Source organism: Ralstonia sp. NFACC01 (assembly GCF_900115545.1).
GTDB lineage: Bacteria > Pseudomonadota > Gammaproteobacteria > Burkholderiales > Burkholderiaceae > Ralstonia > Ralstonia mojiangensis.
This window is the reverse complement of the sequence record NZ_FOWV01000002.1, coordinates 285,953-304,622: the sequence shown is the minus strand read 5'-3', so window position 1 is coordinate 304,622 and position 18,670 is coordinate 285,953. Positions and strand designations below refer to the sequence as shown.

The following is an 18,670-nucleotide window of genomic DNA, read 5'->3' as shown; positions in this document are numbered from 1 at the left end:
TGAACCGGCTCATGGCTCTTCGCGAGCGGCTCGAGGGGCGGAGCAAGGCCATGAGCGGCTTCTGAGTGCACCGCATAAAACAAAGCGGGGCCGACCCGAAGGCCGACCCCGCAGTGTAGCGCCGCGGCAGCCATTTCGCTGCCAGGGCAACCCATCAGGAAGCGTGCTTTACATCGCCACGCGGAACACCGCCACAGCGCGGCGCAACTCGTCCGCCTGTTCTTCCAGTGCCTGGGCAGCGGCAGCGGCTTCTTCCACCAGTGCGGCGTTCTGCTGCGTCACGTCATCCATCTGCGTGACGGCTTCGTTGATCTGCTCGATGCCGGTGCTTTGCTCAGCCGAGCCCGCGCTGATCTCGCCCATGATGTCGGTCACGCGCTTCACGGCCACGACGATCTCTTCCATCGTCTTGCCGGCACGTGCCACCAGCGTCGAGCCGGATTCCACACGCGTGGCGGAATCTTCGATCAACGATTTGATCTCCTTGGCGGCAGCCGCGCTGCGCTGTGCCAGCGTGCGCACTTCACCGGCTACCACGGCAAAGCCGCGGCCTTGTTCACCGGCACGCGCGGCTTCCACCGCAGCGTTGAGCGCCAGGATATTGGTCTGGAACGCAATGCCTTCGATCACGGCGATGATGTCGGTGATCTTGCGCGACGATTCGCTGATCTCGCCCATGGTCGTCACCACGTCCTGCACCACGGCACCGCCCTGCACGGCAATCTCGGAGGCGTTGACGGCCAGCGTGCTCGCCTGACGCGCGTTGTCGGCGTTCTGCTTCACGATGCTCGTCAGCTCTTCCATGCTGGATGCGGTTTCCTCCAGCGAGCTGGCCTGCTCTTCCGTGCGCTGCGACAGATTGGTGTTGCCTGCTGCAATCTGCTGCGTGGCGGACGCAATCGACTCGCTGCCGCGACGCACCGTCACCACGGTCTCCTTCAGCTTGGCTTGCATCTGCTGCAGGCCTTCCATCAGCAGGCCCATCTCGTCACGCGAGTGGATGCGAACGTCGGTGGTCAGGTTGCCGCCCGAAATCTCATGGAAGTGCACGAGCATCTCTGCGAGCGGGCGCGAAATGGCGCGCGAGAGCACGAAATAGCAACCGGCCGCCAGCACCAGCCCGATGGCAATCACGATACCGAAGGTCCACAGCAGCCCGTTGAAGAACGACTGCGATGCCGCGTAGGCAACCGAGGACACTTCTTCTTGGATCGCATTCAAGCGATCGGACTGTTCCGCATAGGCGCGGAACTGCGTCGGGATTTTTTCCAGCGCCAGCACGCGCGCGGCATCCTTGTCACCACGCCGCAGCGCATCGATTGCGCCGCCGATCCCATCCTTGATGATGAGGCTGCGCTGCTTCCCGGCCTCGCCCGCAATGCGCTCTTCCTCCGGCGTCGAGAACGGCAGGGCCAGATAGTCTTTCCACGCCTTCTCGCTGTTTTGAATCTGCATTGCGACGCGGCCGAGTGCGTCCGCGCTCTTGGCGGTATCAGGATCGAAGATGGCGCGGTCCAGCGCGGTGCGTGCTTGCGCAAGCTTGGATTCGGCCTGCCCCAGCGCGCGCGTGGACGGAAGGTTATTGGAGAAGGTTTCCTTGAGCGCCGCGTTGGAGCGCAGGTTACCGACCAGCCCCAGCGCGCCGACGCCCGTCAGGAATACAGCCAGAACAAATAGCACCAGCGCCAGCCGTGCCTTGATGGAGAGCGTCTTCATATCTGTCGCGCGAAGTTGGGGGAGCGTGAAGTCGTTCCTCTGAGGGAACTGAATTCAACGAAACTAACGACAGATCCTCAATAATCTTTAACTACATTCCGAGGGTTTGCCCGAAGAACAAAGCCCCATGCGACTCTTGGCTCACGCTTGCGTCCGCTCCATCAATGCGTTATCCAGCGGAACACCGCGCACCGTCACCGTTTGGCGTACGACCACGCGAAAACCATTGCAGGCAAAGAACGGCTCGGCGCTCAAGCTCACGTGGGCTTGCACACGCGGCACGTCGCGCTGCGCTGCCAACCCGAGAATGTGGCTCATGAGTTGTTGGCCAATGCCTCTTCGCGCATGCGCGGCCGATACGAAGAAGTGATCGATATAGCCGTTTGCCTGCAAATCGGCATAAGCGACGGGCTGCCCGTCGACTTCCGCCACGAACGGCTGGATGCGGCGGATGCGCTCATTCCACTGGGCGACGTCGTAGTCGGCCGGCGCCCAGGCTTCGCATTGTTCGGGCGTGTATCGGCGGGCGGCGATGCCGTGCACTGCAGAACGAAAAACGGCGTGCAGGAGCGGCTCGTCGCCGGGTCTGAAAGCGCGTATGACGACGGGCGGATGCGGAAGCGGTGCGTTCATGATCATTGCCCTGCGTGTGGCAGATCCATCGATGCCAGCACGTCCTTGATGTGCTGCGCCGCCTGCTGGGCATTCTGCGCTGCGGGCACGGGCGGTTGCTGATCGGTCGACAAGTTGCGCACGTGGTCGTCAATGCTGATACCGGTGCCCAGCGGTGCCAGCATCGCCGCCGATTCGTGCATGGCCCATTGGAAGTCATTGAGCGGCGCGTTGCGGGCGGCCTGCAAACCAGCGGGGTTCGCTGCCATGGCGCGGGCGGCGACCGGGTCGCGGTTATCGTCCGGCGCACTCAATTCCAAGACCTGCCCCAGGTCGGGTGCGCTGGCATCGCGGGCAGTGAGCGGCGTCCGGATGTTGTAGCGCATGCGCAGCGTCTTGATGATCGCGGTGTGGTCGTACGGCTGCGCCACGGTCGAGCGGAAGATGGTGCCTTTGGGAATCCACGGTGACACCACCACCGCCGGCACGCGCACGCCCAGCCGGTCGAACGCGAAAAGCTGCCCGGGTTGCGGCGGGCTGGGCGGCACCACGGTGGGCGGCGGCACGTGGTCGAAACAGCCGCCGTGTTCGTCGAAGGTGATGACGAGCATGGTCTGATGCCACTGCGGCGAACTGCGCAGCGCGTTGTACACCTGCGCGACGAGCGCATCGCCGTAGCCGACGTCGTGCGGCGGGTGCATATCGTTGGGCCAATCGACATCAGCAAAGTAGCGCGGCTCGATAAAGCTGTACGAGGGCAACTTGCCGCTGGACGCATCGTCGAGAAAATCGTCGAACAGGTGAAAGTGGTCCAGATGCAGCCACAGCCGCGTCAGCGTGAGCGAGTGCGCGAAGTCGTGGTAATAAACCGCCCAATCGTCGGGCACCACGCCGTCAAGCGCGTTGAACAGCGTCGGCATGAGATACGGAAAGTGCACCGGCGAGTTGTTCGGATAACCGTGCGCGGTGCCGGTGTGCACGAAAAACCGGTTGGGCCACGTCTGGCACGGCGCCGAGGCAAACCACGCATCGCACACGGCGTAGTTGCGCGCCAGCGTGCTGAGTGCAGGCACCTGGTCCGACGTGAAGAAATGCATGATGTCGCGCGGGCCGCCACCGTTCTTGGCGTAGTTGGTGGTGAAACCCTGCATGGTGGGCGTCTGCCCCAGCGGCATCTGCTGGCCGAAGAGCTGCTGGTTGATGTCGGTGAACAGCTCGCCCGGGTCGGGATTGGGCAGCGTCATCACGTTGGGCGGCGCAGGCGTCGTCCATACGCGGATCGGCTGACCGCCGCCGTCGGGATTGGTCTCTTCGCCCGACAGGCCGTCGAACTCCGCGCTCTTTGAATACAGTGTGCCGAACAGGTTGTCGAACGACCGGTTCTCCAACATCAGCACGACCACGTGCTCGATTACATCCAGGCCTGCCATGGTGGCCCCCTCGTTTCGTTTTCGTTGCTTCGTTTTGCGGGCCCGCGCGGGGCGGCGCCCTGCGGGTCACTATAGGAAGAAACGAGGGGGATTGGCGTTACGCGCGTCTACGGACGTACCGCCGGCAGCACACGCCACGCAATCAGCGCGCTGCCCGCCGCCATCAGCCACACCACGGGCCATGACGACCACGCCAGCACCTGCGGCAGGCACAGCGACGTGAGACCGAGCGCCGCAAACGCGCCCGTGTTGCCCAGACCCAGCGCCGTGCCGGCACGCTGCGCACCGGCCAAGGTGGCCAGTTCGGTATAGCCCACGCCATGCCACGCCGATACGCAGATGCCGCCCGCCACCACGGCCGCCACCAGCGCGATGCGCATGACCGACAGATCGATCGACAGCGCCGACGTCATCCACGCCACCCCGGCCAGCACCGCAAACAGCGCGACGCTCGACCGCGCGCAGGTAAGCAGATAGGCGCGGCGATTGCCGTGACGGTCGGTCCAGCGGCCGCTCCACACGCGCATGACGGCCGCCCCGCCCTGCACCGCTGCCATGGTCAGGCTGAGCGTGAGCACATTGGCGTGCGCAAAGTCGCGCAGGAACACCGTGGCAAAAGCGACGACCGCGCCTTGCGGCACGCACAGCAGCCCAATGGCCAAGGCCATGCGCAACAGCGTTGGATCGCGCAACGGGCCCGTACCGCCAGGCGCCGCAGTGTGTGCAACTGCATTCACCGTGTCCGGTGCGTCATGCACCCACAGCCACGTCAGCGCCGCAGTCAACGCACACGCCGCCGCCAGTACCCCATACACGGCGGCAAACCCGGCATGCGCGGCCAGGCTCGGCAGCACGAGGGCACCAATGCCGCCGCCCAGCGGTACGGCGGTCTGGCGGATGCTCATGGCCAATCCGCGCTCGCCTTCGCGAAACCAGCCCATGACGGCGCGGCCGCTCGATCCATTCACGCTGCCGCCCAGCAGGCCGACGCTCAGCATGCCGCCCACCAGCCACGCAAGCGGCGGCACGTTTCCATGCAGCGGCACCACGCAACATGCCATCACGAACAGCGCCAGCGCGGTCAGCCCCAGCCCCGTCAGCAGCACCGCGCGGTCGCCCCAGCGGTCGGTCAGCAAGCCCCACGGCAATTCGCTGATAGCGATGCCCAGTCCCAACGCGCCCAGTGCCACGCCCAGTTCGGCATTGCCCAGGTGATACGCCGAGCGAATGAACACGGCCGTTGTCGGGATGCCTGAGAACGCTGCCGAAAAGCTCGCATTGGCCGCCACCCCCACACCCAGCACCTTCCAGCGGTGATGGCGCGACATGGGCGTCGAAGTGGCCGGTAAGCACATCGCGGTTGTCATGATCGTTTCTCCAGAAATGCGTTTGACAGCAGCAGTCTGGCGGAGCAACATCAGGCCTAAATGACGTTAATCCCTCATTTCAAGACATCATGCGCAGAATCGGCTTTTTGGTGTTTCCGGGCTGCAGCCTGCTCGATTTCACTGGCCCGCTGACGGCCTTTGACGTGGCGAACCGGCTCGCACCGCAGCCGGCATATCGCATCGACGTGCTGTCCGAAAGCGGCACGCTGGTGCAAAGCGCGCCCGGCCTCGTCATGCAGACGCAGGGCCTGGACGATCCCGCCTTCGATACGTTGATCATCTCGGGCGGCAACGGCCCGCGCGAAGACGCGTTTTCGCCGCGGCTGATCACCTTCGTGCGGGAAGCGGCAGAGCACTCGCGGCGCATGACGAGCGTGTGTTCCGGCGCCTTTGCGCTGGCGGCGGCGGGCCTGCTCGATGGGCGCCGCGCAACCACGCACTGGCGCATGGCGGCGCTGCTGCAGCGGCGCTATCCGCGCGTGCAGGTGCAGAGCGACCGCATCTTCATCCACGACGGGCCGGTGTGGACGTCGGCTGGCATCTCGTCGGGCATCGACCTGGCGCTGGCGCTCATTGAGGAAGACCTGGGCGTCGACGTATCGCGCGCCGTGGCACGCGAGCTGGTGGTCTACCACCGGCGGCCCGGCGGGCAATCGCAGTTCTCGACCTTGCTGGAGCTGGACCCGGCATCGAGCCGCATTGCACGTGCCCTGGGCTATGCGCGCGAGCACCTGCATGAAGCGCTGGACGTCGACCGCCTGGCCGAAGTGGCCCACCTGAGCCGCCGCCAGTTCGATCGCGCATTTGTGGCAGAGACCGGCCAGACGCCGGCCAAGGCCATCGAAAAGCTCCGTGCAGAAATCGCCCGGCCGCGCGTGGAAGCCGGTGATGAATCGCTGGAACAGGTCGCGCGCGCCGTGGGCTTTGCCGATCCGGAACGCATGCGGCGCGCGTTCATCCGCGTGTTCGGGCAGCCGCCGCAATCGGTGCGGCGCTCCGGGCGGTCAGGACGATCAGTGCACTCACGCCTGATGGCCTAACGCGCCGCGCCCATGAATCCGCTACCCTGGCGCGCCTGAAATCCGTAGCCTCGAATTCGCACCGATGTCCGACAATCAAGACTTGCCCCTGCTCTACAGCTATCGCCGCTGCCCCTACGCCATGCGTGCGCGCCTGGCGATGCTGCAAGCCAATCGGCGCTTCCAGACGTTTGAGATCATCATGCGTGACAAGCCTACCGAACTCCTGGCGCTGTCCCCGAAAGGCACTGTTCCTGTCTTGCACCTGACAGACGGCGACGTGCTGGAAGAGAGCCTCGACATCATGCGCTGGGCCTTCGGGGCACGCGACCCCGAAGGCTGGTGGAGCCGCGCGCAATCCGCCGACAACCTCGCCCTGCTGCGCACCAACGACGGGGAGTTCAAACGCCAGCTCGATCGCTACAAATACCCCGACCGCTATCCGCAAGAGACCGCTCCGCGCGAGACGGCCCGTGCCCGGGCAACAGAAACCCTGCTGATACCACTGGAATCACGCCTGCTGGATCAACGCTATCTTGGCGGCTCGACACCGTGCGCGACCGATCTGGCGATCTTCCCGTTCGTGCGGCAGTTTGCAGCGGTGGAGCCGGACTGGTTTGCCGGTCAGCCTTTGCCGGCGGTGCAGGCCTGGCTTGCCGAGTGGCTCAGCAGCCGCCTGTTCGAGGTCTGCATGACAAAACAGCCCGTACAGGCCGTTGCCGTATTTCCCGAGTATCAGCATCCGAATTGATCAATTGATCGACCGATCCATCGATGAAGGCGTGTGTGCGATGAACGAACCGCAAACTGCATCCCCCGACAGCACTGCAGCGCGCGTCGCGTTGTGGCGCGCCTTGCATGTGCACAGCGATGCACCGCCGCATGTGCTGGAAGACGAGGTAGGCCTGAAGTTGCTGGCCCCGGAACCCGGCTGGCAACAACGCGGCGACATGGATCCGCAGTTCACACGTCCGTTTCGCGCGTCCATTGTGGCGCGCGCACGTTTTATCGAAGACCTCGTCATCGAACAAGCGGGCCGTGGCTTGAGCCAGTATGTGATTCTGGGGGCGGGATTGGACAGCTTTGCACAACGCCGGCCCGATGTGGCATCGCGCATGACGGTGTTTGAGGTCGATCAGCCGGAGCCGCAGGCCTGGAAGCGGCAGCGCCTGGAAGCGCTGGGCTTCGGCGTTCCGCATTGGCTGCGCTTCGTTCCGGTGGATTTTGAGGCACGCGAATCCTGGCAGGATGCGCTGGTCGCGGCCGGGTTTGATACGGGCAGGCCGGCCATTGTGGTGTCCACGGGCGTGAGCATGTATCTGTCAAAGGCAGCGAATGCGGCCACGCTGCGGCAGGTGGCGTCGCTTGCGCCGGGTTCGATGCTCGCGATGACGTTCCTGCTGCCGCTGGAGATGGCAGACCCGGACGTCCGGCCCGGCCTTGAGATGGCGGAGAAAGGTGCACGCGCGAGCGGCACGCCGTTCATCAGCTTCTTCACGCCGCCCGAAATACTCGCGCTGGCCCGCGAAAACGGCTTTCGCGACGCCCAGCACATTTCGGCAGACATGTTGACGGAGCGCTATTTTGCAGGCCGCGCCGACGGCCTGCACCCCCCGCGCAATGCCGAAGAGCTGCTCTTGGCCACAATCTAGCCGCGCACGCGTCTACCGCTCGCGCAGCGGCCCGGGCAGTGCCTTCAGGCCAATCCACAGCACCCCAATGACTACGTTGACGGGCACGCTCAACGCGCTGGGCACATAGAACAGCACCGACAGGCCCGGCGTGTTGAGCCCCAGTTCCAGCACGCCGCCCAGGGCGTAGAAAAGCAACCCGCACCAGAGCCAGCGCCGCATATAGGCCAGCAGCCAGTGCGCGTGCGCCTGGTTGAAACGCCACGCGGCCGAGCGCTCGAACAGGTTGCCGCGGCTGGCGTCTTTGAACAGCCAGCCGAAGAAGAAGTAGCGGTACAGCAGCGTGCGAAAGGCGAGCTCTTGCATGATGGCTCCCTCGGCCAAACCAACTTCAGGCAAGCAAGTTTGGCTCCAAAATCGCGCGGGCGCCATGCCCTCCAGCGCCGGGTTGATCATGAAGCACCCGGCCGTGCCGCCCCGTCTTTCAGCTTGCCAGCTTCTTGAAGGTCTCCAGCACTGCGTCGCCTTTGAACGGCTTGACGATCCAGCCCTTCACGCCAGCGGCCTTGCCGCGGTCTTTCATGGCAGGGCTGCTTTCGGTGGTGAGCATGATGACGTTGACCGTCTTGTTGCCCAGCTCACCGCGCACCTTTTCGACCATGGTCAGGCCGTCCATGTTGGGCATGTTCACATCACTGATGACGAGTCTGACGCCGGGGTTGGCCTTGATCTTGGCCAGGCCGTCCTTGCCGTCCACGGCGGTGTCCACCGCCAGACCGTGCTTCTTCAGAAAACCGGCCACCTCATCGCGGACGGTGCTTGAATCGTCGACAACCAGAATCTTGCTCATGACGCTTTCCTCGTTCTCAATCTATCCAATCAAAACAATTCCAACTCGCCGCCGGATTCCACCCCATCGCTCACATCGGCCACGAAATCCAGCGGGGCATGGGCACACACGCACACGGTAGCGTCCACACGCACGGTGTCGTTGATGGTGACCGCGTAGGCGGCCACGTAACCGGGCTTGAGCACGTGCAGATACGGCAGGCAGCGTGCGCTCACCACATAAGGCGTGGACATGCCAAGGTCGGGAAACACCTGCAGCAGCTCCTGGTTCAGCGCGCCGCAGCACAGGTTGCCGATCTCCAGACGCGCCTCTTCAAAAGAACGCCCCGTGCCTTCACCAGTGAAGTAGGCGCGCGTGGCGTCGGAGTCATCAAAGCGCAGCACCAGCAAGAGGCGGAATGCGATGGACGAAATGGTGAGGATGAGAGCGTCCTCGCCATTCAGGGTGCCAGCGTCGGCGGCGGTGCTGATATGGCAGGTGTCCTCCGGCTGCCGCGTGAGCCGCGTACGTGCGGCCTTGCGGAAGATGCGATCGAAACTGTCTTGTGCGTTGCTGCGGATCACGTCGGGCCTGCCTAGTGAAGCTGGTGTTGAAACTGGCTGGCCAGCGCCTCGACGCTCGACAGCGACGCGGTGATCATCTTGCCGCCCGCCTGGATGTCCTGGAACGTGGCGGTGGTAGTCAGATCGTTCAGGTGCAGGCTGTTGCGATAGCTCTTCGACAGTTCTTCCGAACGCGCGGCGAGCGCGCGCACCTCACTGGCCACCACGGCAAAACCCCGGCCCGCCGTGCCCGCACGCGCCGCCTCGATGGATGCATTGAGCGAGACGATCACGACATGCCGCACGATGGATTGCAGCTCCTGGTTCTTCGCGTGCATATCGTGGTTCTGCTCCATGAGCGAGATCATCTGTTCATGCCAGCGCTCGAACGTCAGCGCCAGGCCGCGCAGGCGCGCCGCTTCTTCGGCAATCTGCCCGGCGCGGCTCGCCCACTGCTCCTTCGCGGCTGTGGCCGACTGCAACTCGGTACGCAGGTGCTCGATGACTTCCAGTTGATCGGCAGCAGCGTCACGCATCTGGGCAACGGTGGTCTCCAGTGCGGCAACCTCATGCATGCCCGTTTCCACCCGTGCGGCTTGCCTGCCCAGATCGGCCGACAGATCGGCGATACGGCGATCGGCATCGCCCAAGGTGCGCGCCATCGCATTCACCTTCCGCTGCCGGATCAGCCACATCAGCACGCCAGCGACCAAGCCGCCAGTCATCACGGCCAAAACAATCGACCCCATCACGATGCTTCCTTATCCAGGTCCATGCGCACTGCCCGTTGCGCGCCTAGCTCGGCGTTCACGCTGTCGACCGCAAACCGTTCAGGCAGGCACACCACCGTCTGGAACTGGCGGAACGCCGCGCCCTTGTGATCGTCGGTGAAGCGCAGCTCGATACGGCCCTGCTCGCGCTTGAGGAACTCCAGCACGGCGTCCATGCCGACGCCGCGTCCGGACACTTCTGTCACCTTGTCTGCGGTCGAAAAGCCAGGGCGGAAGATGCACTGCGCGATGTCTTCGTCGGTCGCCTGTTGGTCTGCGCCGATCCAGCCGCGCTCCATGGCGATACTGCGGATGCGGTCAAGCGCCAGGCCACGGCCATCGTCGCACAGCGTGATCTGCAGCATGCCCTGGTCCACACCCACTTCAACGTCGATCGTGCCTGCCGCCGGCTTGCCGTGCGCGATGCGTTCGTCTGCGCGTTCAATGCCGTGGTCGATCGAGTTGCGCAGCAGGTGCATGAACACGTTCTGGAGGATGCCGCGGGCCTCGGTACGCAAGCGGTAGCCGTTGTCGTCGATGCGCACGGCCACAGGCTCCTTGCCCAGTTCCTGCGCCAGCGACGGCAGCGATTGCAGCGCATCGGATAACAGTTCGTCCACCGTTTCGCTGCCCAGGAGGCGCAGCTCCTCATAAATTGAATCGCGCATCGCAACCAGTTCGTGCAGGCTGCATGGGTTGGCCGACTCCAGCAAGCGCAGGCTTTCCTGAATGCGCGCCATCACATCGGGGGCGACTTGCGTGGCATGGCCTGACGCTGCATCGCCCTTGCGGCCCAGCTTCACCTCGTTGATGCGGGCGTAGTTTTCGATGGCCTCGCGCACACGCGTCAGCTCTTCCATCAGCCAGTCCTGATCCCAGGTGTGTTCGGTGTCAGGTTCGCGCAGCGCGTGGTAGGTCTGCTCGGTCTCGTGCACCACGTTGGTCAGATGCTGCAGGTTGTACGTGCGCGCATTACCCTTGATGGTGTGCATGTTGCGAAACAGCGCCGCAATGGCCGCGCTGTCCGCCTGCGAATACTGACGGATGATCCGTTCGTTCTCGTGCACAAAGGTCGTGGAGCTGTCGATGAAGTGCTGGAACTTCTCCTGGCTCACCGCCAGGATCTCGCCAATCATCTCCAGGTTGCGGCGCTGCTCGCTGGCCTCGGCGGCCAGCTTGCGCAGCTCGGTCACATCGCGCACGCACAGCATCAGGCGCAGGATCGTGTCGCTCTCGTCGGTAATGGCCGACCACGACAAATCGAGCGTCTTCGTGCGTCCGTCCGGCATGCGCTTTTCCACCTCGCTCGCAAGCAGATGCTGGTTGAACGCGAAGTTGATGATGTCCTGCCCGAGGCAGGCATCGACCGCCGCTTCCACCTGCGACAGCGCATCGGCGCCAAGGCTGGTATCGGCAAAGATCAGTTCCATCAGCTTGCGGCCGGCGATCTCCTGCGTCTCAAAGATTGATTCGAGGTAGATCGAGTATTCCTCGTGCACCACGCCGCCATCGACCACGGTCAGGATGCCCTGCTGCATGTTCTGCAGCATCGCCTGGATGTCGGCCGTCTTCTGCTTGAGCAGCGCGGCGTTCTCCTGGATCTTCTCGATCATCTGGTTGAACGCGACGACCGAGTGGCCGATCTCGTCCATGCGGCCCACCGGCACACGGCGCGTGAAATCCTGGCTAGCGGCGATCTCGCTCATCTCGGCCTGCATGCGCGTGAGCGGGCGGGTGATCTGGCGATACAGCAGCATGCCGACGGCGGTCAGCAGCACGATGGCCACGCCGCTCACCACGCCAATGGTGGTGGCCGTGCTCGCGAGCTTGCCGTTCAGGCCGGCAATGGCCTCGTCTTTCTCACGGTTTTTCTCGATGCGCAGCGTCTCGACAATCTTTTCCAGCACGTCTCGATAGCTGGCCACGTTGGCAAACAGGAAGGCCTGCGCCAGCTCGTCCTTGCCCGCGAGCTTCATGTCGGTGGTCTGCTGGATGGCCTCGACGTAGCTGTCGACGCTTTCCTTGGCCTGCGCAACCAGGCCTTCCTGCGCGTGGCTGTTGGCGCGCTTGGCCTGCACGTCCAATGCCGCCCGCAGCGCCGCTTCCTTGGTTTTCAGGTCGTCCCGGGCCTGCGCGACGATGTTGCCGTCGGGCGCATACACCAGCACCATCGTCGCAAGTTGCACGTCCTTGACGAGCGATACGAGGTCAGCCGATGCCAACGCGCTCGGCACCACGCCCTCCGTCACCTGGCGGACCTCCGCCGCGCTGCCGCGGGTCTGGTAGACCGCGTATCCGCCGATGGCCGCCAGCGCGGCAAACATCAGCACCACCAGCAATGTAATGCGATGACGAATGGTCATTTGAAATTCTCTCGATTCAGTCACCCCCTGAAAGAAGGGATGCCTCAATATGTTTTCCTGAACATCGGAGGCGCAATTATTGAAGTCGAAAGATGACCAATCGATGACCGCCACATCGACCATCCGGGCATTGCGGTATTGAATTTCCGTGCGCAGGTATTGCGCCGCATACCCGCGCGGAACTTGGATTCCCGGCGAAATCGTTTGACATCCCTACTCAAGCAGGGGAATTGCACGAAATCGCTAAAGTTATTTTTCTCGTCGCCGTTAACTCAGCGCCGTTTTATTTTCTCTTTTATTTCGCAAATTATTTTTCGCACTGATTCCATAAGCAGAAAAAAGGGGTTTGTCAGCTTCCCGGCGCGCAGCCTGATGGGGTATCTCGCCCACCGTTGCCGAGTGGCTACCGGCCGTTGTTCCTGCCAGAATGTTTTGCTTAGGCCCACCACGGAGGCAGACACATGAAGAAAAGCACGCAGGACACCGCCGCACCCGCATCCGAGCTGATCGACGCACGCATTGCAGAGCTGAACGACTGGCGCGGCGAGATGCTCGCCCGCCTGCGCGCCGTCATCCGCGCGGCCGACCCCGACGTTGTAGAGGAATGGAAATGGAGCGTGCCCGTGTGGTCTCACCATGGCTTGATCTGCACCGGCGAGGCCTACAAGCAGACGGTGAAGATGACGTTTGCCAAGGGCGCCTCCGTGCCTGACCCTTCCGGCCTGTTCAATTCCAGCCTGGACGGCAACACGCGCCGCGCCATCGACTTCCGTGAGGGCGACAAGGTGAACGAGAAGGCGTTGAAAGCGCTCATCCAGGCAGCCATCGCGGTGAACAAGGCCGGCGCCAAGCGTTGAAGAACGTGCAAGCTCGCGCGGGTCGGGCCGGAGCCGTTAACATACGGCCCGCCTGATCAACCAACGGAGCAACCGCAGTGATTCAACCGACCAGCGTATTCAAGGACAATCTCGCCCAACTGCCCGCCATTGACGGCATCGAACGCATCGATCTGATCGACGGCCAGGGCGCCGTGGTGGCCGATATCGAAAACAAGCCGGGTAAGCAAGGTTCGGTGGCGGTGTATCACTACCTGCAGCAGACGTTCGGCCAGCTCGATATCAAGGCCGCCGAGCACGGTTTGGCCGTGTTTGCCGAGCACACCATCGACGCACGCAACCGCCCTGGCGCCCACCCGAATGTGGACCGCCTGCTGGCCATCGCGGCGGGTGAGCCGGCCCTGCGCATCAACGTCGTAAAGGCTGGATGACGCATCGCTGATGCACGCGGCAAGTAGCGAGTGAACCACCTCTTCTCTCGCTGCACTGCACACAGCGGCATCTGAAAAGCCGTGCGCCGCGCACGCTGATTGCCAGCCATGGGCACGCGGCGTAGCATGAGGCAGCCCTTCTTCGGGAGCCGCCTCATGCCTGCCCAGCACGAAGACAAGGTCCGCCAGCACATGGCGGATGCAGTGGCCCTGGCGCGCGAACGTGCGCCCGATATTGCCGACCTGTTCGAGCCGTTCCTGCGGCATTACTACGGTCTGGCAGACCCCGAAGACGTGATCTCGCGCAGCGTTGCCGACCTCTACGGCGCTGCGATGGCGCACTGGCAGCTCGGTCAGAAATTCGTGTCCGGGCAACCCCGCGTACGGGTCTACAACCCAAGCCTCGAACAGCACGGCTGGTACTGCGGTCACACGGTCGTTGAAATCGTCAACGACGATATGCCGTTCCTGTTCGACTCCGTGACCATGGAGATCAACCGGCAGGGGCTGGCACTGCATTCCGCCTTCCACCCGGTCTACCGCGTACAGCGCGATGCCGCAGGCATGCGCGTGGCGGTATCGGCCGGTGGCGGTGTCCAGCGCCCGGCGGCCCTTGCGGGCGACATGCCCGATACACCCGCCGACGCGGATACGGAAACCCACGGCGCTGCCCGCTTCGAATCGACCATCCACATCGAGGTCGACCGTTTTTCCGAGCCCGAACGCCTGCAGGCGCTGCACGACGGCCTGATGCGTGTGCTGGGCGACGTGCGTGCCACCGTGGAAGACTGGAAGCCCATGCAGGCCGCCGCCCACGCCGCCATCGAGGCGCTGGCCGTTCGCGCCGCCCAGCCCTCCGCCGGGGACGTGGAACGCGCCGAGATTGCGGAAACGCAGGCCTTCCTTACCTGGATGCTCGAGCGGCATTTCACCTTCCTTGGCTATCGTGACTACGAACTGATCACGCAAGACGATGGCCATTACCTGCGCGGCATACCGGGCACGGGCCTGGGGGTGCTGCGAGAAGCGCTGCGCGACACGTCCACGCCGGACACGACGCGCCTGGCACCGGGCGCGGCCAAGTTTATCGACGCGCCCGAGCCCATCTTCCTCACCAAGGCCAATTCGCGGGCGACCGTGCACCGGCCCGGGTATCTCGACTACATCGGCATCAAACTGTTCGACGCCGAAGGCCGTGTCTGTGGGCAGCGGCGCTTCCTGGGCATGTACACGTCGAACGTCTACATGGTGCCCGCTGAAGACATTCCGCTGGTGCGTCGCAAGGTGGCCGACGTCATCCGACGCACGGGCTTCCTTCCCGACGGGCATCTGGCCAAGACGCTCGTCACGATCCTGGAGCAATACCCGCGCGACGAATTGTTCCAGATGGACGGAGAAGCGCTGCACGACATCGCGCTCGGCATCCTGCGGTTGCAAGAGCGCCAGCGCACGCGCCTGTTCGTGCGCCGTGATCCGTTTGACCGCTTCGTGTCGTGCCTCGTGTTCGTGCCGCGCGAGAAGTTCAATACTGATCTGCGCGTGCGTATCCAGGGCCTGCTGCAGGCAGCGTATAACGGCACCGCTGTGGAGTTCACGCCATTGCTGTCGGAATCGATGCTGGCGCGCATCCACATCACCGTGCGCACGCTGCCGGGCAACGTGCCTGAGGTGGACGTTGCCGAACTCGAAGACCGCATCGTGCAGGCCGCCCGGCGCTGGCAGGACGACCTGGCCGACGCGCTGCTCGAACGCGGCGGCGAAGAGCGCGGCAACCGCCTGCTGCGCCGCTATGCCGGCGCGTTTCCTGCGGGCTTCCGCGAGGACTACGCCGCGCGCCTTGCGGTGCGCGACATTGAACTGATGGAGCCGCTGATTGGCGCCGAAGCCACTGGCAACGTGCTCAGCATGCAGCTCTATCGGCCGCTCGAAGCGCCGCCTGGTGCGCTGCGTTTCAAGATCTACCGCGCCGGCCAGCCGACTTCGCTGTCGCACAGCCTGCCGATGCTTGAACACCTAGGCGTGCGCGTCAACGAAGAGCGCCCCTACTGCATCGAACCCGCCGACGCCGCCCCGATCTGGATGCACGACTTCGGCATGGAGACCACCGACGGCAGCGAAGTCGATCTCGACGAAGCCCGCGCACGCTTTGAAGACGCCTTCGCGCGCATCTGGAGCGGCGAGCTGGAGAACGACGATCTCAACCGACTCGTGCTGCAGGCCGGCCTGACCTGGCGCGAGGTGCGCATCTTGCGTGCGTATGCGCGCTACATCCGCCAGATCGGTTCGACCTTCAGCAATGCGTATATGGAGAGCGCGCTGAACGGCAATCCGTCGATTGCGCGGGCGCTGGTGCGGCTGTTCCTGGTGCGCTTCGACCCCGCGCTGGCCGAGGCCGAGCGCTCGCGTGCAAGCGAAACACTGCGCAAGCAGATCGACGAGGCACTCGAAGACGTACCCAACCTGGATGAAGACCGCATCCTGCGGCAGTTCCTGGGCGTGGTGGAAGCCACGTTACGCACGAACTATTTCCAAAACCTGCCGGACTCCGGACAGGGGCAGCCCAAGCCGTACCTTTCGTTCAAGTTCGACCCGGCCCGCGTGCCAGGCCTGCCCGAGCCCAAACCGATGTTCGAGATCTGGGTGTATTCACCGCGCGTGGAAGGTGTGCACCTGCGCGGCGGCAAGGTTGCGCGCGGCGGCTTGCGCTGGTCTGACCGGCGCGAGGATTTCCGTACCGAGGTGCTGGGCCTGGTCAAAGCGCAGATGGTCAAGAACACGGTCATCGTACCGGTGGGCTCCAAGGGCGGCTTTGTCGTCAAGCAACCGCCGCCGGCCAGCGACCGCGATGCGTATCTGGCCGAAGGCGTGGCGTGCTACCAGACCTTCCTGCGCGGGCTGCTCGACCTGACCGACAACTACGTCGACGGCCGCGTCGTGCCGCCGCGCGATGTCGTGCGGTACGACGAAGACGATCCCTATCTGGTCGTTGCCGCCGACAAGGGCACGGCCACGTTCTCCGACTACGCCAACGCCATCTCGGCCGAATATGGCTTCTGGCTCGGCGACGCCTTTGCTTCGGGCGGGTCAGTGGGCTACGACCACAAGAAGATGGCCATCACCGCGCGTGGCGCATGGGAATCGGTCAAGCGGCACTTCAGCGAGATGGGTGTCGATACGCAGACGCAGGACTTCACGGTCGTGGGCGTGGGCGACATGTCGGGCGATGTGTTCGGCAACGGCATGCTGCTCTCGCGCCATATCCGCCTGCTCGCAGCGTTCGATCATCGGCATATCTTTCTCGACCCGTCGCCCGATGCGGCCACAAGCTTTGCGGAGCGCGAGCGGCTATTCAACCTGCCGCGTTCAAGCTGGGCCGATTACGACCGTGCGCTGATCAGCCCCGGCGGCGGCATATTCCCGCGCACGGTCAAGTCGATCGCGCTCACGCCGGAGGTGCGCGCCATGCTGGATGTGACGGCCACCGAGATGGCGCCGAACGACCTGCTGCACGCCATCCTCAAGGCGCCCGCCGATCTGCTCTACAACGGCGGCATTGGCACCTACATCAAGGCCAGCACCGAAACGCATGCACAGGTGGGCGACCGGGCCAACGATGGCCTGCGCGTGAACGGCGCCGAGCTGCGCTGCAAGGTCGTGGCCGAGGGCGGCAACCTGGGCTGCACGCAGCTCGGCCGCATCGAATACGCGCAGCATGGCGGGCGCATCAACACCGACGCCATCGACAACTCTGCCGGGGTGGATTGTTCCGACCACGAGGTCAACATCAAGATCCTGCTGGGGCTGGTCGTGGCCGACGGCGAGATGACGCTCAAGCAGCGCAACACGCTGCTGGCCGAAATGACCGACGAGGTGGGCGAACTGGTGCTGCGCGACAACTACTTCCAGACGCAGGCGTTGTCACTTGCACGCACGCGCACGGCGCTGTGGCTCGACCCCGAGGCGCGGCTGATGCGGTATCTGGAGCGCGGCGGGCGCCTGAATCGCGCCATCGAGTTCCTGCCCGTCGATGAAGACATCGACGCCCGCCGCGCAAGCGGCGGCGGCCTGACGACACCCGAGCGCGCCGTGCTGATGGCCTACAGCAAGATGTGGCTGTACGACGTACTGCTCGGCAGCGACCTGCCCGACCAGCCTTTCGTGGCCGATGGTCTGCCGGCGTATTTCCCGCAGCCGCTGCACACGCGTTGCGCTACGTCGATCCCCCGGCACACGCTGCGTCGCGAGATTCTGGCGACGATGCACGCCAACGCGCTCGTCAACCGAGCGGGTGTGACCTTCGTGCACCGGATGGCCGAAGAGACCGGCGCAGAGCCGCTTGCCGTGGTGTGGGCAAGCCTCGTCGCACGCGCGGTCTACCGGCTCGACGCGCTCTGGCAGCAAGTCGATGCCCTGGACGCTCAAGTGCCGCACGAAACGCAAACTACCCTGTTCACGGCGCTCGCGCAGTTGCACGAGCGCGCGACGTTGTGGTTCCTGCGGCGGCGCGTGGCCGATGTGCCGACCGCAGTCGAGCACTTCCGGTCTGCGGTCGATGCGCTGGCACCCGAGATTGACGCGCTGCAACCCGAGGAATCTGCGCAGGCTGCCGCACAGCAGCGGCAGGTCTTTACCGAAGCCGGCGTGCCGGAAGCACTGGCGCGCGTGGCGACCGGCGTGCCGGCACGCGTGTCGTTGCTCGACATTGCCGAGGTTGCGACCGCCGGCGGCTGCGATGCACGGCTTGCCGCACGCGTGTACTTCGCCCTCGACCAGCCGCTGGGTTACGGGTGGCTGCAAGGCGGCATCCTCGGCTTGCCGACGCAAACGCATTGGCAAATGCTGGCGCGCGCAACGCTGCTCGAAGAACTGGGGCAACTGCGGCGGCGGCTCACGCAATCCGTTTTGCAGGGTGCGACGCCCGGCGCAAGCGCGGATGGCCTCATCGACACGTGGCGCGGCACACGGCAGGACGCACTGGCGCGCTACAACCGCGTGATTGCCGATCAGGTCGCAGCCGGTTCGGCAGATCTGGCGATGCTGTCGGTGGGCCTCAAGGCGCTTGCCGAAGTCGACGCTTGATCA

Annotated in this window: 15 protein-coding genes; 6 read left to right on the top strand and 9 right to left on the bottom strand. The window is 64.4% G+C overall.

Going from position 1 to position 18,670, the window contains the following annotated elements:
• Positions 1-168 precede the first annotated feature (168 nt).
• The 4 genes from BM136_RS06030 to BM136_RS06015 form a co-directional block, all read right to left on the bottom strand.
• The gene (locus BM136_RS06030; protein ID WP_092970998.1) at positions 169-1,716 is read right to left on the bottom strand and encodes a methyl-accepting chemotaxis protein; all 1,548 of its coding nucleotides are present in this window, start codon (positions 1,714-1,716) and stop codon (positions 169-171) included.
• A gap of 141 nt (positions 1,717-1,857) precedes the next feature.
• Positions 1,858-2,349, bottom strand: a complete 492-nt coding sequence (locus BM136_RS06025) for a GNAT family N-acetyltransferase (protein ID WP_092970997.1) — start codon at positions 2,347-2,349, stop codon at positions 1,858-1,860.
• A gap of 2 nt (positions 2,350-2,351) precedes the next feature.
• On the bottom strand, positions 2,352-3,758 hold the full coding sequence (locus BM136_RS06020) for an alkaline phosphatase family protein (RefSeq protein ID WP_092970996.1): 1,407 nt from the start codon (positions 3,756-3,758) through the stop codon (positions 2,352-2,354).
• A gap of 107 nt (positions 3,759-3,865) precedes the next feature.
• Positions 3,866-5,125, bottom strand: a complete 1,260-nt coding sequence (locus tag BM136_RS06015; protein ID WP_092970995.1) for an MFS transporter — start codon at positions 5,123-5,125, stop codon at positions 3,866-3,868.
• Positions 5,126-5,214: 89 nt separating this feature from the next.
• Here BM136_RS06015 and BM136_RS06010 point away from each other — a divergent pair, with 89 nt between their 5' ends.
• The 3 genes from BM136_RS06010 (at position 5,215) to BM136_RS06000 (ending at position 7,817) form a co-directional block, all read left to right on the top strand.
• A complete protein-coding gene (locus tag BM136_RS06010) occupies positions 5,215-6,186 on the top strand; it encodes a GlxA family transcriptional regulator (RefSeq protein ID WP_092970994.1) in 972 nt (323 codons plus the stop codon).
• A gap of 64 nt (positions 6,187-6,250) precedes the next feature.
• The gene (locus BM136_RS06005) at positions 6,251-6,916 is read left to right on the top strand and encodes a glutathione S-transferase (RefSeq protein WP_092970993.1); all 666 of its coding nucleotides are present in this window, start codon (positions 6,251-6,253) and stop codon (positions 6,914-6,916) included.
• A 40-nt stretch (positions 6,917-6,956) separates the two neighbouring features.
• Entirely contained in the window at positions 6,957-7,817 is an 861-nt protein-coding gene (locus tag BM136_RS06000; protein ID WP_092971343.1) for a class I SAM-dependent methyltransferase, read from the top strand.
• A gap of 12 nt (positions 7,818-7,829) precedes the next feature.
• Here the strand turns inward: BM136_RS06000 and BM136_RS05995 are convergent, their stop codons facing one another.
• From BM136_RS05995 to BM136_RS05975, 5 genes are all read right to left on the bottom strand, one after another.
• Entirely contained in the window at positions 7,830-8,162 is a 333-nt protein-coding gene (locus BM136_RS05995; protein ID WP_024977499.1) for a hypothetical protein, read from the bottom strand.
• Between the two features lie 118 nt (positions 8,163-8,280).
• A complete protein-coding gene (locus BM136_RS05990) occupies positions 8,281-8,646 on the bottom strand; it encodes a response regulator (protein WP_024977498.1) in 366 nt (121 codons plus the stop codon).
• Positions 8,647-8,675: 29 nt separating this feature from the next.
• Positions 8,676-9,209 carry a hypothetical protein gene (locus BM136_RS05985; RefSeq protein ID WP_092970992.1) on the bottom strand — a complete coding sequence of 178 codons (534 nt, stop codon included), beginning with the start codon at positions 9,207-9,209 and terminating at the stop codon, positions 8,676-8,678.
• Between the two features lie 11 nt (positions 9,210-9,220).
• Positions 9,221-9,937, bottom strand: a complete 717-nt coding sequence (locus BM136_RS05980; protein ID WP_092970991.1) for a methyl-accepting chemotaxis protein — start codon at positions 9,935-9,937, stop codon at positions 9,221-9,223.
• Positions 9,937-12,321: a HAMP domain-containing protein gene (locus tag BM136_RS05975; RefSeq protein ID WP_092970990.1), complete on the bottom strand. Its 2,385-nt coding sequence runs from the start codon at positions 12,319-12,321 to the stop codon at positions 9,937-9,939. The genes BM136_RS05980 and BM136_RS05975 overlap by 1 nt, the downstream gene beginning before the upstream one ends.
• A 461-nt stretch (positions 12,322-12,782) precedes the next feature.
• Here BM136_RS05975 and BM136_RS05970 point away from each other — a divergent pair, with 461 nt between their 5' ends.
• From BM136_RS05970 to BM136_RS05960, 3 genes are all read left to right on the top strand, one after another.
• Positions 12,783-13,178, top strand: a complete 396-nt coding sequence (locus tag BM136_RS05970) for a DUF1801 domain-containing protein (protein ID WP_092970989.1) — start codon at positions 12,783-12,785, stop codon at positions 13,176-13,178.
• 77 nt (positions 13,179-13,255) lie between these two features.
• Positions 13,256-13,588, top strand: coding sequence for a DUF2322 family protein (locus BM136_RS05965; protein ID WP_092970988.1), 333 nt, complete (start codon positions 13,256-13,258; stop codon positions 13,586-13,588).
• Positions 13,589-13,744: 156 nt separating this feature from the next.
• The gene (locus tag BM136_RS05960; RefSeq protein WP_092970987.1) at positions 13,745-18,667 is read left to right on the top strand and encodes an NAD-glutamate dehydrogenase; all 4,923 of its coding nucleotides are present in this window, start codon (positions 13,745-13,747) and stop codon (positions 18,665-18,667) included.
• The last annotated feature ends 3 nt before the right edge of the window (positions 18,668-18,670 follow it).